Origin of the sequence: Cucumibacter marinus DSM 18995 (assembly GCF_000429865.1) — a bacterium.
Taxonomy (GTDB): domain Bacteria; phylum Pseudomonadota; class Alphaproteobacteria; order Rhizobiales; family Devosiaceae; genus Cucumibacter; species Cucumibacter marinus.
On sequence record NZ_AUCR01000001.1, the window covers coordinates 14,776 to 29,562 of the forward strand.

A 14,787-nucleotide genomic window follows, 5' to 3' on the forward strand; every position below is an offset into this window, starting at 1 on the left:
CAGACCTGGTCGGGGAATCAGGCGCTCCTTGTGAGGTCCTCCCCCTGTAGGATCAGACGAGAATCTCGTCGACGAAATAGGTGTTGCGGGTCGCAAAGCCGTTGAAGCTGGTGGTCGATGCCTGCGAATAGGCACCCATCTGGCCGAATTCGACCCAGTCGTCCTCGCGGATTGCCTCCGGCAGCGGGAAGGGGCGCGGCAGGCTGTCATAGCTGTCGCAGGTCGGACCGAAGACGGTGAAAGCCGAGACCTCGCCCTGGACAACCTTGCCATCACGCCAGACCCGGACGGGCGGCAGGATCGGCATGAACTTCACTTCCATCAATGCGCCGTAGACGCCGTCATTGAGATAGATCGACATGCCATTGCGCTGATGCTTGACGCGCAAGAGGACCGAGGTCGAGGAGGCCGCGAGCCGGCGGCCCGGCTCCATGATCAGCGGCGGCTTGCTGTCGCCGAAATTCGATTTCACCGCGCCGTTGATGGATTCGAAATAGCGCGAAAGCGGGGGAGCGGCGCTCGACGGGTAGCGGGCGGGGAAGCCGCCGCCGACATTGAGACGGGTCAGATCGAGCTTGGCTGCCTTTGCAATGCGGGAGGCGCAGGCGATGTGACGCACATAGGCATAGTCCTCCTCGCATTGCGACCCGACATGGAAGCAGAGCCCGACCGAAAACCCGAGGCGTTTGGCTTCGGCTGCCAGCTCGATGGCGCCGGCCTCGAGAATGCCGAACTTGGTGCCGAAATCATAAGCGCGGCGAGTGCGGCCCGCCTTGAAGCGGATGGTGATCTCCACGTCCTTGGATGCCGGGATGGTCTCGGCCAGCTGCTTGAGTTCGTCAGCATGATCGACAACATAGGAGCGCACACCATACTGATGGTAGGCGGTCTCGATTTCGCGGCGGGTGCGGATCGGGTTGTTGTAGTGCATGACCGCATCGGGGATAACCGAGGTCAGCACTTCCATCTCGTTGGTCGAGGCCACATCGAAGGCCTTGACCCCGTTCTGATGCAGGGCCTCAAGCAGAAAAGTCGCCGGGTTCGCCTTCACCGCATAGGTGAGCAAAGCATCGATGCCATCGCGGAACGCAGCGGCTGATTTGGCGACTTCATTGTGTGAGAAAAGAAAGGACGGCACGTCCGGCGCCTCGGCGGTAATTACCGCTTCGGTCGAGGGGTAACGGGCGGGCTGGTCAGTCGACATTGGGCATTCCCCCGGGGTCAAAGAGGCGCGACGTATATGGCCGAATTTGGTCACATACAATGACTATTTTTGCTGCGGCACCAAGGGGTTTCAGCATGGCTGGACCCCATTTGAACGGCGCCCTAAAATTCATTGAATCACCGTCGGTTGCGCAAAACCGGCAGCAGATAATTTCCGAGGCAGACCATGAGATTGCATAGGCTCACCCTGATCGTTTTCGCGTTCGCACTCTGGGCGGCTCCGGTCAGTGCGCAGGTTGAAGAGCGCGTGCCCGAGTCCCAGGCTGAAGTCCAACTCAGCTTCGCCCCGATTGTCAAACAGACAGCTCCGGCGGTCGTCAATGTCTATGCGATCCGCGAGAACCAGGCGTCGCAATCGCCGATGTTCAACGATCCGTTCTTCGAACGCTTCTTTGGCGAGAACAGTCCGTTCTCCCGCCGTCAGCCGCGCACGACCCAGTCGCTGGGTTCCGGGGTGATCGTCGATAGATCGGGGCTCATCCTGACCAACAATCATGTGGTCGAGGACGCCACAAATATCCGCATCTCTCTGGCTGACGGCCGCGAATTCGAAACCGATCTCAAGCTTGCCGATCCGGATACGGACCTGGCAGTGCTGCAGATCCGCGATTCGGGTGACCGCGAATTCCCGGCGCTCGAATTCGCCGATTCCGACATGCTCGAGGTCGGTGACCTCGTGCTTGCGATCGGCAATCCGTTCGGGGTGGGGCAGACGGTGACGAGCGGCATTGTCTCGGCGCTTGCCCGCACGGGTGTCGGGGTGTCGGACTATCAGTTCTTCATTCAGACCGACGCAGCCATCAATCCGGGCAACTCCGGGGGCGCACTTGTCGACATGAACGGCAAGCTTGTCGGCATCAACACGGCGATCTTCACACGCTCGGGCGGCTCCAACGGCATCGGTTTTGCCATTCCGGCCAATATGGCGCGGTTCATCGCCAATGCCAGCGCGACGGGTGGCGAGATCGAACGGCCGTTTGTCGGCGTCACGCTGCAGGGTATCACCAGCGATATCGCGGACAGCCTCGGGCTCGACACCCCGCACGGTGCATTGGTCGTCGAGTTGGAGCCTGATGGTCCGGCAGAGCAGGCCGGGCTGCAGCCAGGCGATGTGATCGTCGCCTTCGATGATGTGCCCCTGCAGGATGAAGGCGCGTTCGGCTATCGGCTGGCCACCAAGCTGGTGGGCGAGACCGCCCGGCTCGAGGTCATGCGGGATGGCGTTTACTTCACCGTTTCGGTGCCTTTGGTGGCGCAGCCGGAGGAGCCGGAACCCACAGAGGTCGCTATCTCGGGTTCGAGCCGTTTTGCCGGCGCTGCCGCGACGGTCCTTACCGCAGAAATCATGGCTGATCTGGGCATGAATGGTGAGCCGCGGGGCGTGGTCATCACGCGGGTAGAGCGCAATTCGCCGGCCCAGGCCCTGGGTCTAAGGCCTGGCGATGTGATCCTTGAGCTCAATGGCGCACAGATCGACGATGTCCAAACCTTTGTCGAGGCAGCGAATGCGGCCACCCGCGGCCTGCGACTGACCGTCAGGCGCGGCAATTCGATCATCCGCCGGTTCATCGGCGGTTGATATGAGCGATCTGTTCGGAGATGCCGCCGCACCCGCCCAGCCTGACCGACTTGACCGGCCGCTTGCGGACCGGTTGCGTCCGGCAACGCTGGACGAAGTGACGGGTCAGGAGCATCTGCTTGGGGACAATGGTGCGCTTCGGCGCATGATCGCCTCCGGACGTCTCGGCTCGCTGGTGCTCTGGGGCCCGCCGGGGTGCGGCAAGACCACGGTGGCGCGGCTGTTGGCCGATGCCGCCGACTACCGCTTCGAGCAGATCTCTGCGGTCTTTTCCGGTGTGGCGGACCTCAAGAAGGTCTTCGAACGCGCGAGGCAACACCGCTCGACGGGCGGGCGCACCATGTTGTTCGTCGATGAAATCCATCGCTTCAACCGCGCCCAGCAGGACAGCTTTCTGCCGGTCATGGAAGACGGCACCGTAGTGCTGGTCGGAGCAACGACAGAGAACCCCAGCTTCGAGCTCAATGCCGCGTTGTTGTCCCGTGCGCAGGTGCTCAAGTTCAAACCGCTCGATGAGGCCGGTCTCACTGCACTGATTGCCCGTGCGGAGACCGAGATGGGGCGTCCCTTGCCTGTGGACGAGGATGCAAAGGCCGCCCTCGTCAGGATGGCCGATGGCGACGGGCGGGCCATGCTGGGGCTGTGCGAGGAAGTCTATGCCGGCGCCGGGGAAGACATTCTCGATCCGGCGGGGCTGGAGGCGCTCGTGCAGCGCCGCGCCCCGATCTACGACAAGGCACAGGACGGGCATTACAACCTCATATCCGCGCTGCATAAATGCGTGCGCGGGTCGGACCCGGATGCGGCGCTCTATTATCTCGCGCGGATGCTGGCGGCAGGCGAGGACCCGATGTTCCTGGCCCGGCGGCTCATTCGCATGGCTGTCGAGGATATCGGGCTTGCAGATCCGCAAGCGCTGCCACAGACGATTGCCGCCCGCGATGCCTATCACATGCTGGGCACACCCGAAGGCGAGCTGGCGCTTGCGCAGGCGACCGTTTATCTGGCAACCGCGCCGAAATCGAATGCCGTCTACACCGCCATGAAGGCCGCAGAGCGGCTGGCGCGGGATGGTGGGTCACCGACCCCGCCCAATGCCATTCTCAACGCCCCGACCAAGCTGATGAAGCAGGAAGGGTATGGGGAGGGCTATATCTACGATCACGACACGCCGGAGGGCTTTTCCGGGCAGGAGTATTTCCCCGAGCAGTTGGGGCGCCAGGAATTCTATTCACCGGTCGATCGCGGTTTTGAGCGCGAGCTGCGCAAGCGGCTCGACTATTTTGCGCGCTTGCGTTCGGCCAAGACAACAGGCAAAAGCTAGGCCTCACACGGTCAAAGGTTTGGTTCATGCAAGGCTTCCTGCTGGTCGGCGCGGGCGGCGCCCTTGGCGCCATGGGGCGTTATGGCGCCAGCGTCCTGGTGATGCGCGCCGGCTATTCCGGCTTTCCCTATGCCACCCTCATCGTCAATATCCTCGGCTCGCTCGCCATGGGGCTGCTGGTCGGCGGGTTGGCACGACTGACACCGGAATGGGGACGTGAAGCGCAGCTTTTCATCGCCACGGGCCTGCTCGGCGGCTTCACGACCTTTTCCGCTTTTTCGCTTGATGCGGTCACCCTGATGGAGCGGGGACAAGGCATGAATGCCCTGGCTTACGTTCTGGCCTCCGTTCTGGCCTCGATTATTGCGCTGTTTATCGGTCTTTGGATCATGCGGTTGGGGGCGGCATGAGCGGGGTTCAGCACCGAACGGTCTCGCGACAGGAAGACGGCATGCGGCTCGACCGCTGGTTCGCCGCCAACTACCCGGACCTCCCGTTTTCAAGGCTTCAGAAGCTCATTCGCACGGGGCAGGTGCGGGTCGACAAGGGGCGTGCCAAGGCCGCCACGCGGCTGAGTTCGGGGCAGATCGTGCGCGTGCCGCCAATTGCACCGGCCGAGAACAAACCGCCCCGCGATGCCAACCCGAAGGACGCCGCGTTTCTGCGCGATCTCATCCTCTATGAGGACAAGGACATCTATGTGTTCAACAAGCCGCACGGGCTGGCGGTGCAAGGTGGTTCTGGCACAAAGCGTCATCTTGACGGTATGTTAGCTGCACTTCCTAACGATAAAGGTGAGAAACCGAGACTGGTGCACAGGCTCGACCGGGATACCTCCGGGTGTCTGTTGGTGGCCAAGACCCGCTCGGCCGCCAGCCATTTCGGCAAGGTTTTTCGCTCGCGGTCGGCACGCAAGATCTATTGGGCGATCACCGCCCATGTGCCGCAGCCCAAACAGGGGCGTTTGTCGTGCTTTCTGGCCCGGCAGGCGACCGAGGATGGCGAGCAGATGCAGGTTGTCGATCAGGGCGTCGACGGCGCGCAGCATTCCATCAGCTATTACTCGGTGATCGACGATGCGGCGGGGCAGTATGGCTGGGTATCCCTCAAGCCTGTCACGGGCCGTACCCACCAGCTCCGCGTTCACATGGCGCAGCTTGGTACGCCGATCCTCAACGATCCGCGCTATTTCAACATCGAGAACTGGGAGCCCGCCGAGGAAGTCGGCAAGGGCCTGCACCTGCATGCCCGGCGGCTGAGCCTGCCGCTGCCCAGCGGCAAGCGGCTCGACATCTCGGCGCCGCTGCCTCCGCATATGCAGAAAACCTTCGATCTGCTGGGGTTTGACGCCAGCCGCTACGATGTGCGCGAGACCGACCCGGAAGAAGAGGTCGAGGCATGAGGCTGGTTGTTTTCGATGTTGACGGGACGCTGGTCGACAGTGCCGATATCATCGTTCAGTTGATGGGGGAGGCGTTCACGACCCATGGGCTGACCGTGCCGACCCCCGACGCAATCCGGCGTACGGTGGGGCTTTCGCTCGAAACCGCGATGGCGTCCCTTGCGGGGCTCAATGAGGCGGATGCCAAGATCGTTGCAGACCACTACCGCGCGCATACGCTTGATTACGTCTCCAGGGGTCTAATCAACGAGCCGCTCTATCCGGGGGCCTCGGAGGCCATCCTGCGGCTGGCGGGGCATGAGACGACGCTGTTGGGTGTGGCGACAGGCAAGAATTTGCGCGGGCTCAAGCGCATTCTGGGCCTGCATGATCTGACCGATCATTTTGTTACGTTCCAGACGCCGGACAATAACCCGTCGAAGCCACACCCGGGGATGATGCTGACGGCCATGGCGGAGACGGGAATCGATGAATCCCGCGCGGTCATGGTTGGTGATACCAGCTTTGACATGGAATTGGCGCGGGCCGCTGGCGGCAAGGCGATCGGGGTGAGCTGGGGCTATCACGACCGGCAGTCGCTGATTGATGCGGGTGCAAACCTTGTCATCGACAATTACGAGCAGCTTGACGAAGCGCTCGAGACCGTGTTGGACACGCCCCATGCGTGAATTTCTTGAAGATGCCCATGCCCACCGTGACGACGGCTATGGCCGGGCCCAAAAACATGCCCAGCGGCAGTTGCCCAAGCGGTTCTACAAAACGGCGGATGTGGCTGAAGGCGAGGGCGGGCTCTTCCGCGTTCTGCTCGATGGCAAGCCTATCAAGACACCGGGCCGCGCCACGGTCGAGATGCCCTCAAAGGCGCTGGCCGAGAAGGTGGCCGGCGAATGGGGCTCGCAAGGCGAGTTCATCGATCCGGCGTTGATGCCCTTTACCCGTCTCGTAAACACCAGCGTTGAATCCGGGGAGCAGGTCATACCGGCACTTCGGGCCGAGATCGTCAAATATGCGGGCACCGACCTGCTGCTTTACCGTGCCGATGGTCCGGATTCGCTGGTCGAGCGCCAGGCAGAACACTGGGACAAGGCGCTTGCCGATTTCGCGCGCCGGTTCGATATCAGGTTCGTGGCGACGACCGGCATCATGCACCAGCAGCAGTCGGAGGAAACTCTGACCCGTGTCGACAGGCTGACCGAGGGATTCGGTGTGTTCTCGCTGATGGCCGTCACCTCGATCACAGCCATCACAGGTTCGGCGGTGCTTTCGCTGGGGCTCGCGCACGATTTGTTCGAGCGTGATGCAGCGTGGGCCGCCGCGCATGTCGATGAGGACTTCAACATCTCCCAATGGGGAGAGGACAGCGAAGCCGCTGCGCGCAGGTCGAAGCGGCGTGAAGACTATGACGCCGCGCTCGATATCCTGGGTTATGTCGAGGCTTCGGACTGAGCCCCAGCGACTTCCACGATCCAGTCGGCCATATCCGGAGCGATCTCACGTACCGGATCGAGCACAAAGGCGCGCTCATGGGCGTGCTCATGGGGCAGGGTGAGCCGGTCTGACCGGGTCTGCTTGTGGCCATAGGTGACGATGTCGATATCGATCAGCCGCGGCCCCCATTTTTCGTCACGCTCACGCCCCATGGCCTTTTCAACCATCAGACAGGCATCGAGGAGATCATGCGCGGTCAGGGCCGTGTGGATCTCGACGGCCATATTGTAGAATTTCGGCTGGTCGGTCTTCCCCCAGGGTGCTGTTTCAATGACCTTGGAACGCCGGATCACGTGGATGTCCGGATGGGCATCGAGGCTGGCACAGGCTTTCTTGAGCTGGGTGAGCGGGTCGCCGATATTGGCGCCCAGGGCCAGAATGGCGCGGGTCATATTAGCGGTTGGTCCTCTCGCGGAAAATTTCGATGGCGAATTCGCCGACAACGACTGGAATCGGGGCTTCGGGTTTGCGTACGCGGATGCGGACCCATTCGAAATGCTCGAACGAGTCAAACAGGCGGTCGGCAATATGCTGGGCCAACGCCTCGATCAGCTTGAAACGTCTCTCTTCGAATGCGGTCTGGATGACGCTGAAGATGTCGACATAGGAAATCGTCTGGTTGACGTCATCGCTCTGGCAGGCGGTAGACAGATCGACACCGCATTCGATGTCGAGCCGGAAGCGCTGGCCGAGGCTGTTCTCCTCCAGCATGACGCCGTGATAGCCATAAAAGGCCAGGTCCGAGAGGATGATCTTGTCTGCCTGTGCCATCAGACCTCCAGTGGCGGTGGAGCGCCATAGCGGGTTGCCCGGGCCACGGCGAGTCCATCAAGATTGGCTCGCACATCGTGCACCCGGAAGATATGGCCGCCCTTGAGATAGGCAAGTACCGAAGTAGCCACAGTCGCAGCCAGCCGGTCCTTTGGCGGTACGCCCAGCAATTTGCCCAACATGGATTTTCGAGAGGTTCCGATCAACATCGGAAAGCCAAGCGAGAGCAGTTCATCGAGCCGGTTGAGAAGGACATAGTTCTCTTCAAAGGTCTTGCCAAAACCAAAACCCGGGTCGAGCACGATCCGGTCCTTCGGGATACCGGCCTTGTCCGCGATCATCAGGGTCTGATCGAAATAGCGGGCCATTTCGGTGATCAGATCCTTGTCGCGGTCGCGCTTCAGATCCCAGTGCATGGCGATGACGGGCACGTCGGCAGCAGCTGCCACGTCGGCGATTTCGGGATCGCGCTGAAATCCACAGACATCATTGACAATGACCGCGCCAGCCTCAATCGCCTGATCGGCAACGATGGCCTTATAAGTGTCGATGGATATGGGCAGGCCGTAGTTCGTTTCCCGCAGGGCATCGAGTACCGGCATCACCCGGTCGAGTTCCTGCTGGGCGGTGACTTCCTCGGCGCCCGGGCGGGTGCTTTCACCCCCCACATCGAGGATCGCGGCGCCTTCGGCCTTCATGCGTTCGGCACTCGAGAGGGCATCCTCAAGGCTGAAATTGTCCCCGCCGTCCGAAAAGCTGTCAGGGGTTGTGTTGAGGATGCCCATCACAACCGGTTCATCACCCAGCCGGAGTTCGCCCGCGGGCAGCCGGAGGGTGTAGGAACGATGGGTCACTGGGCAGATCCGGCCGTCGCGTAGAGATCGTATTCGTCCGAGCCGGTGACGGTGACGGTAATCAGGTCGCCTGGTTTGATGCCGTCAGCGTGCGCGACGATCACCTGGCCATCGATATCCGGCGCATCCCATTTGCTGCGGCCGATCACCACCGATTCCTCGGGGCGGACGTCGTCGACCAGAACCTCGATCTCGCGGCCGACCTTGCGCGCGAGAAGACGGGCGCTGATGGCCTGTGCTTTTTCCATCAGGCGGCCGTAACGCTCGGCTTTGACCTCGGCGGGCACCTGGCCCTCGATCTCGTTGGATCTGGCGCCGGAAACCGGCTCGTATTCGAAAGCGCCGACGCGGTCGATCTCTGCTTCCTCGAGCCAGTCGAGCAGCATTTCGAAATCGGCCTCGGTCTCGCCGGGGAAGCCGACGATGAAAGTCGAGCGGATGGCGAGATCCGGGCAGGTCTGACGCCAGGCCTTGACCCGGTCGAGTGTCTTTTCCTGGTTCGCAGGGCGCCGCATGGCCTTGAGAACCGTCGGAGAGGCGTGCTGGAAGGGAATGTCGAGATAGGGCAGGATCTTGCCGTCCGCCATCAGCTCGATGGCCGCGTCAACATGCGGATAGGGATAGACATAGTGCAGGCGCACCCAGGCATCGAGTTCGCCCATTTCCTCGCACAGATCAAGGAACTTCGCCTTCACCTGACGCCCGTGATAGGGGGAGGTCGCGTATTTGATGTCCTGGCCATAGGCCGAAGTGTCCTGGGAGATCACCATGATCTCCTTGACCCCGGCCTTGACCAGGCGTTCCGCCTCGTAAAGCACGCTGGCGGCCGGGCGTGAGACCAGGTCGCCGCGGATCGAGGGGATGATGCAGAACGAACAGCGGTTCGAGCAGCCCTCGGAAATCTTGAGATAGGCGTAATGGCGCGGGGTCAGCTTGAGCCCCTGGGGCGGCACCAGGTCTTCAAACGGCTTGGGGACCGGCGGCAGGCTCTCATGCACGGCCTCAACAACGGCTTCGTATTGCTGCGGGCCGGTGACGGCGAGCACCTTGGGATGGGCACCGCGGATGAGTTCTTCCTCATTGCCCAGGCACCCGGTGACGACGACCTTGCCGTTTTCGCTCAGCGCTTCGCCGATCGCGTCGAGGCTTTCCGCCTTGGCGCTGTCGAGAAAGCCGCAGGTATTGACGATGACGAGGTCGGCACCGTCATAGCTGGGTGAGAAATTGTACCCCTGAGCGCGGAGCGTCGTCAGGATGCGTTCGGAATCGACCAAGGCCTTGGGGCAGCCGAGGCTGACAAGCCCGATCGTGGGGGTGCTGGACATTCGCGTCTCTGTCGGTCCGGATTGAGGCGCCGTTCTACTCTTTTGGCCGCAAAGGTCAATGGGCGAATGGCCGGCGCCGGGCTGCTATGCCTTATCCGAAGGGCTTGATTTCCGGGCCGTTGAGGTCTTGCGGGCGGTGCCGGATTTGCTCGCCGGGCCACGCTTGGCCGGGGCCTTTGGCGCGGATGACCCGCTTGCCTTCGCCGGGCCCTTTGCCGCCGGGCTGGTTTTGGCGCGCGTTGCGGTCTTGGCAGTGCTCCGGGCAGAGGTTTTGGCAGCGCTGGCGCGGCTTGCAGGTTTCGCTGCAGTCCTGGCGGCCGGTTTGGACGAATTGTCCGGGATTTGCGCCGGTTCCTCTTCCTCCTCGGCCAGTTCTTCAAGCGCATCGCGCACGTCATCAAAAATGCTGGTCTGCGGTTGAGGCTGTACGGTCTCTGCGTCCAGGACCTTGGCATTGGCCCTGAAGAACACGATCAGGCCTTCACAGACCAAGCGCAACACCACGAAGGCGAGCAGGCCGAAAACTGCGATTTCCAGAAGCCCCCAGAGCCCGGCGCCGAACGAGGTGCCGAAAGTGGCGAACAGATGAGAGACTGCCCAAAGCACGATGGCACCCAGTCCAAGCAGATAAAACAGCTTGATGATGCGCGGGCCGATCAACCGGTCGAGGTTGAACAGTGTGGGGCTGGTCGAGAGTTTCTTGAGATCGTCCGGGGTCATGATGCGTCCGCCCTTTGTCGGAATTTCGGTCCTGATCCGTTGAAAACCCTATCGTTTCAGGCCGTGACTTTAAAGGTTTATCGGTATGACGCCCGCGTTACCGGGCCGAAACGGGGCCGAAAATCGGCTCGAAACATTCGCGCAGTGCGATATCGACTTCCTCCATGGAGACGATCTGACCGAGATCTTCGAAGCTCGTCACGTCCTGATCGGCAATGCCGCAAGGCACGATACCGGCATAGTGGGAAAGGTCGGGCGACACGTTTAGTGAGATGCCGTGATAGCTGACCCAGCGGCTGACCCGGACACCAATCGCTGAAATCTTGTCATAGCGCTGCGGGCCCTTTTCGGGGCGTTTGACCCAGACACCAATGGCGCCTTCGCGGCGCTCGCCCTTGATGTTGAAGCGTTCAAGCGTGTCGATCACCCATTGTTCGAGGCCGTTGACGAGCGCCCGGATGTCACGACCGCGCGTCCTCAGGTCCAGCATGACATAGGCAATGCGCTGGCCGGGGCCATGATAGGTGTACTGGCCGCCACGACCGGTCTTGAAAACGGGCAGGGCGTTGGCGTCGAGCAGGTCCTCGGGCTTGGCGGAGGTGCCTGCGGTGAACAGGGCCGGATGCTCGAGGAGCCAGATGCGTTCGCCCGCTTCACCGCGCGCAATGGCGGCCGCATGGGCCTGCATTTCGTCAAGGGCGTAAGGGTAGTCGACCGGGGCCGAAGCGATCTCCCAGCGGGCCGGAGTCACCCCGTCACCGGCGAGAAGCGGCGTTCGATCCTGTTTCGGCACGGAAGTGGTATCCATCTTAACTTTTCCCTAACCAAGGATAACCGATTGTGAAGCGGTTATCCCCGCGCGATTCACCATATGGGACAGCGGGTGGAGTTTTGAAAGGCGCTTCATGAGCACATTCGATTCGATCGAGGTGGACATTACCGTCGAGCTGGGGGCGACGACCATGCCTATCCATCACCTTTTGCGGATGGGGCGTGGCGCGGTCATCGAACTCGATGCGATCGAAACCGATCTCATGAAGATCTATGCCAACAAGACGCTTGTGGCCTTTGGCGAAGTGAAGATCGATGATGGGCACCTTTCCGTCGAGGTGGTGGAGAAGGCGCACAAGAAAGTTTGAGCGCGGCTCACTTTTCTCGCATTGAGCGCTTGAGCGCCGTCAATTCATTTGATAGAGCAAGCGCGCTCCGGAGCGGATCGCTTCGGACGCCTCCATCACGTGCGGTCGTGGCGGAATTGGTAGACGCGCAGCGTTGAGGTCGCTGTGGGGTAAAACCCGTGGAAGTTCGAGTCTTCTCGACCGCACCATTTCGAACCGGCGCCTCCGGCGCCCGTTCGGTCCAGTGGACCGAATTGAGGTTCGAAAGCTTGGAGAGCTGCGCTCGAGTGGCAAATCCCCTCGAAAATCTTGATGGTTTTGCAGGGCCGGCGAGGGCTTCCTCGACGGGCCGAAGTGCACATCAATGGCTGTGGACCGGTGCGAATTGCGAGAAGACTTCAGTCGCCTCCGGCAAGTCGGCAATCGGGATGTAGTCGCTCACCTCCGCGTAGCGGCCCCACATGGCCTGGACTTCGGGTAACTCGTGTGCCGTGGCAATGGCGCCATCCGCCCATTCGAAGATTTCGACCACCGTTCCGTCTGCGGCCTGTGCGATAATCGGCGTGCGGTCGGTCGCCAAGCCCAATGCCCGCAGGATCGGCACATGGGCGCGCGAAAGCGCCAGAAGCTCCTCGACCTTTCCCGGTTTGGGTTTGTAGGCCACGATCACCAGATCACCCATCGTGTTTTCCTGTGTTCCCGGCTTCAGAGGCGGCCTTCTTGGGCGGTGATGGCAAACCCCGCTCGCTCCTGACCGCAGCAATGATATCGCGGAATTCTAACAGTTCCGATTCGGTGAGCTCGGGGAGCAAAACAGCACGGTGTGATTTGTCGTCAAACTCGAGTGTCAGCATGGGGTTGGGACCCCTTTCGTAGGCAAGGCCGATGTTTGTCAGTTCATCCCAATAGTGAAGTGTGTGGCGATGCCCGACCGGCTCCGCGATCACATCCCGGTCGAGATAGAACGGCGCTGCATGGCGCCGGTAGATCGGGATCATGTAGACAGCGAGGTTGAAAAGCCCGAACAGGAGAACTGCAGGGACGATGGCGGCGGTAAACGGATATTGCAGTGAGCGCGAAAAGGATTCGCCGCTCGTTGGGACAGCGAGGATCAGGATTCCGGCCGAACAGAGCCACCACATTAACAGCTCTTTGCGTGGCAAAAGCGGGCGTATCCGTTCTCTGGGATGCGGGAGGACCACTTTGCAGTCCTGCAGCGAGATATAGTTCTCGGTGACACTCACGCTTGGGCGTCCGTCCAACGGAACGTGGACGCCTGGAAATTGCCGAAATGCCGACATTCAACTCTTGCCCCCGCTTGCGATTACGCGTCGGCGAGATCGTCATAGCGCTCGCGTGCCTGGCGGATGGCAGGTTGGTGATTGTCGGCCCATTCGTAAAGTCCGGACAATTGCGATTTGAGCGACCAGCCTAGGTCCGTGAGGGCGTATTCGACCTGGGGCGGGGCGACGGGCAGCACATTGCGGCTGACAAAGCCGTCGCGTTCAAGGCGCCTGAGCGTGACTGCCAGCATGCGCTGGGAGATGCCGTCGATCACGCGGCACAAGGCATTGAACCGGCAGGGGCCGCGCGCCAGTTCGAGAATCACCAGGACGCTCCAGGCGTCGCCGATCCGATCGAGAATGTCGCGAACGGGGCAGTCGTAATTGCGGTCTCCGCCGGTGCGGTTGGCCATGTCTGGGTTACTCCCGAATAACTATGTGACGACCGAAACGCCTTTCGCGACCCGGCCGGGATGGTCATGTTCCACGCACCTTACATCACATAGTTACGAAAAATAAGCAGGAGCAGGCATGAAAATTCTCATTATCGGTGCGACAGGCATGATCGGGTCGCGGGTTCTCGACGAAGTGCTCGAGCGCGGCCACAGTGTCGTGGCCGCCAGCCGGAACCCCGACAAAATCGAGGCGCGGGAGGGTGTTACCCCGATCAAGCTCGATATCACAGACAGCGATGCCGTTGCGGCGGCTTCCGCCGATGTCGATGTAGTGGTGGCTGCTGCAAGCCCGCGTTCGACGGGGGATCCTGTCAGCGAGGCGCAGGCGAATGTGGGGGGCGCGGTGACCGGGGCCGAGAAGGCCGGCAAGCGGCTGGTGATCGTCGGCGGCTCGGGCACTCTCAATCTCGAAGATGGTACGCCGGTCGCAGCCGTGGTGCCGGACGCTTACAAAGCCGAGGTCATCGGCATGCGGCTCGCGAGTTGCGCCGCCATGAACAGCGCCGGGGAATGGACCTATTTCGCGCCGGCAGGGTTGATCCAGCCCGGTGAAAAGACGGGCCGGTATCGGCTCGGCACGACCATCCAGATCGCGGATGCGGAAGGCAAAAGCTTCATTTCGGCCGAGGACTATGCTGCAGCGCTTGTCGACGAGATCGAAGAACCGAAGCACACCGGCAAGATCTTCACGATTGGCTACTGACGGCGCCTGTTGAAGACGCGGCACTTGTGAGTGGCGGGCGGGGTTACCGAAAATTCCCGCCCGATTTGTTCGAAATGGTCGAACCTAGGGTCAGACAAAACCGACTTGTTCCGTTTTTGTTCTAGTGCTAGCGATGACGGCATGACAGAACCCGCCGATCTCACACCCATGCCGATCACCGTCACCAGAACCGCGCCGGATGGCGAAGTCTCGATCTTGTGCCGATGTGCCGACGAGATGGTGGGCAGGGCCGCCATGGGTGCGGCGAAGCAAGCCTATGGCGATTGCAGTATTGCTCTGACGGGCGCAGGCCGCGGCACACTCCTGGTTTCCGCACCCGGCACGGATGGCGATTGGCGCGAGGCCGCAGCCGAAGTGCTGCGCATTTATGACGGTGATGCTGAGGCCGCAATCGCCGGGCTCCTTGTCGAAGGTGACTTCTTCCATCGCCTCATCGAGGAACTGGCCGATGATGTATCCGCAGGCTATTCGCGCATGCGCTATCAACCGCTGAGACCTTCAGGGAGCTAGGCTGGCCTTC

Annotated in this window: 19 protein-coding genes and 1 tRNA gene; 10 read left to right on the forward strand and 10 right to left on the reverse strand. The window is 61.5% G+C overall.

Going from position 1 to position 14,787, the window contains the following annotated elements:
• Window positions 1–52: 52 nt before the first annotated feature.
• The gene (locus G489_RS18420; RefSeq protein WP_051332149.1) at window positions 53–1,204 is read right to left on the reverse strand and encodes a type III PLP-dependent enzyme domain-containing protein; all 1,152 of its coding nucleotides are present in this window, start codon (window positions 1,202–1,204) and stop codon (window positions 53–55) included.
• Between the two features lie 186 nt (window positions 1,205–1,390).
• Here G489_RS18420 and G489_RS0100150 point away from each other — a divergent pair, with 186 nt between their 5' ends.
• Genes G489_RS0100150 through G489_RS0100175 form a run of 6 tightly spaced genes read left to right on the forward strand, consistent with a single transcriptional unit; the run spans window position 1,391 to window position 6,975 of the window.
• Window positions 1,391–2,803 (forward strand): DegQ family serine endoprotease, encoded by a 1,413-nt coding sequence (locus tag G489_RS0100150; RefSeq protein WP_035871068.1) that lies wholly within the window; start codon window positions 1,391–1,393, stop codon window positions 2,801–2,803.
• A 1-nt stretch (window position 2,804) separates the two neighbouring features.
• Window positions 2,805–4,127 carry a replication-associated recombination protein A gene (locus G489_RS0100155; RefSeq protein WP_029039806.1) on the forward strand — a complete coding sequence of 441 codons (1,323 nt, stop codon included), beginning with the start codon at window positions 2,805–2,807 and terminating at the stop codon, window positions 4,125–4,127.
• A gap of 26 nt (window positions 4,128–4,153) precedes the next feature.
• The gene (gene crcB / locus G489_RS0100160) at window positions 4,154–4,537 is read left to right on the forward strand and encodes a fluoride efflux transporter CrcB (RefSeq protein WP_029039807.1); all 384 of its coding nucleotides are present in this window, start codon (window positions 4,154–4,156) and stop codon (window positions 4,535–4,537) included.
• Window positions 4,534–5,529, forward strand: coding sequence for an RluA family pseudouridine synthase (locus G489_RS0100165; protein WP_029039808.1), 996 nt, complete (start codon window positions 4,534–4,536; stop codon window positions 5,527–5,529). The genes crcB and G489_RS0100165 overlap by 4 nt, the downstream gene beginning before the upstream one ends.
• A complete protein-coding gene (locus G489_RS0100170) occupies window positions 5,526–6,197 on the forward strand; it encodes an HAD-IA family hydrolase (protein ID WP_029039809.1) in 672 nt (223 codons plus the stop codon). Before G489_RS0100165 ends, G489_RS0100170 begins: the two co-directional genes overlap by 4 nt.
• Window positions 6,190–6,975 carry an ATP12 family chaperone protein gene (locus G489_RS0100175; RefSeq protein WP_029039810.1) on the forward strand — a complete coding sequence of 262 codons (786 nt, stop codon included), beginning with the start codon at window positions 6,190–6,192 and terminating at the stop codon, window positions 6,973–6,975. The genes G489_RS0100170 and G489_RS0100175 overlap by 8 nt, the downstream gene beginning before the upstream one ends.
• Here the strand turns inward: G489_RS0100175 and folK are convergent.
• From folK to lipB, 6 genes are all read right to left on the reverse strand, one after another.
• Window positions 6,954–7,409 (reverse strand): 2-amino-4-hydroxy-6-hydroxymethyldihydropteridine diphosphokinase, encoded by a 456-nt coding sequence (gene folK, locus G489_RS0100180; RefSeq protein ID WP_029039811.1) that lies wholly within the window; start codon window positions 7,407–7,409, stop codon window positions 6,954–6,956. The two genes, G489_RS0100175 and folK, sit on opposite strands and share 22 nt — an antisense overlap.
• Window position 7,410: 1 nt before the next feature.
• A complete protein-coding gene (gene folB, locus G489_RS0100185) occupies window positions 7,411–7,788 on the reverse strand; it encodes a dihydroneopterin aldolase (protein ID WP_035871070.1) in 378 nt (125 codons plus the stop codon).
• A complete protein-coding gene (folP, locus tag G489_RS0100190) occupies window positions 7,788–8,642 on the reverse strand; it encodes a dihydropteroate synthase (protein ID WP_029039813.1) in 855 nt (284 codons plus the stop codon). The genes folB and folP overlap by 1 nt, the downstream gene beginning before the upstream one ends.
• On the reverse strand, window positions 8,639–9,967 hold the full coding sequence (gene rimO / locus G489_RS0100195) for a 30S ribosomal protein S12 methylthiotransferase RimO (RefSeq protein WP_029039814.1): 1,329 nt from the start codon (window positions 9,965–9,967) through the stop codon (window positions 8,639–8,641). The genes folP and rimO overlap by 4 nt, the downstream gene beginning before the upstream one ends.
• An 84-nt stretch (window positions 9,968–10,051) precedes the next feature.
• Window positions 10,052–10,687 (reverse strand): DUF4282 domain-containing protein, encoded by a 636-nt coding sequence (locus G489_RS21475; RefSeq protein WP_051332150.1) that lies wholly within the window; start codon window positions 10,685–10,687, stop codon window positions 10,052–10,054.
• Between the two features lie 97 nt (window positions 10,688–10,784).
• Window positions 10,785–11,495, reverse strand: a complete 711-nt coding sequence (gene lipB, locus G489_RS0100205) for a lipoyl(octanoyl) transferase LipB (protein WP_029039815.1) — start codon at window positions 11,493–11,495, stop codon at window positions 10,785–10,787.
• 97 nt (window positions 11,496–11,592) lie between these two features.
• Here lipB and G489_RS0100210 point away from each other — a divergent pair, with 97 nt between their 5' ends.
• Both G489_RS0100210 and G489_RS0100215 read left to right on the forward strand, forming a co-directional pair.
• Entirely contained in the window at window positions 11,593–11,826 is a 234-nt protein-coding gene (locus tag G489_RS0100210; protein WP_029039816.1) for a FliM/FliN family flagellar motor switch protein, read from the forward strand.
• 101 nt (window positions 11,827–11,927) lie between these two features.
• Window positions 11,928–12,014 (forward strand) — tRNA-Leu (locus G489_RS0100215).
• A 152-nt stretch (window positions 12,015–12,166) separates the two neighbouring features.
• Here G489_RS0100215 and G489_RS0100220 read toward each other — a convergent pair.
• From G489_RS0100220 to G489_RS0100230, 3 genes are all read right to left on the reverse strand, one after another.
• Complete coding sequence (locus tag G489_RS0100220; RefSeq protein ID WP_029039817.1) at window positions 12,167–12,487, reverse strand: hypothetical protein; 321 nt, start codon at window positions 12,485–12,487, stop codon at window positions 12,167–12,169.
• Complete coding sequence (locus G489_RS0100225; protein WP_155889268.1) at window positions 12,480–13,049, reverse strand: hypothetical protein; 570 nt, start codon at window positions 13,047–13,049, stop codon at window positions 12,480–12,482. The genes G489_RS0100220 and G489_RS0100225 overlap by 8 nt, the downstream gene beginning before the upstream one ends.
• A gap of 80 nt (window positions 13,050–13,129) precedes the next feature.
• A complete protein-coding gene (locus tag G489_RS0100230; protein ID WP_029039819.1) occupies window positions 13,130–13,501 on the reverse strand; it encodes a winged helix-turn-helix transcriptional regulator in 372 nt (123 codons plus the stop codon).
• Between the two features lie 118 nt (window positions 13,502–13,619).
• Between G489_RS0100230 and G489_RS0100235 the strand changes: the two genes are divergently transcribed.
• Both G489_RS0100235 and G489_RS0100240 read left to right on the forward strand, forming a co-directional pair.
• Complete coding sequence (locus G489_RS0100235; RefSeq protein WP_029039820.1) at window positions 13,620–14,246, forward strand: NAD(P)-dependent oxidoreductase; 627 nt, start codon at window positions 13,620–13,622, stop codon at window positions 14,244–14,246.
• 141 nt (window positions 14,247–14,387) lie between these two features.
• Window positions 14,388–14,777 carry a hypothetical protein gene (locus tag G489_RS0100240; RefSeq protein WP_029039821.1) on the forward strand — a complete coding sequence of 130 codons (390 nt, stop codon included), beginning with the start codon at window positions 14,388–14,390 and terminating at the stop codon, window positions 14,775–14,777.
• Window positions 14,778–14,787: the final 10 nt, after the last annotated feature.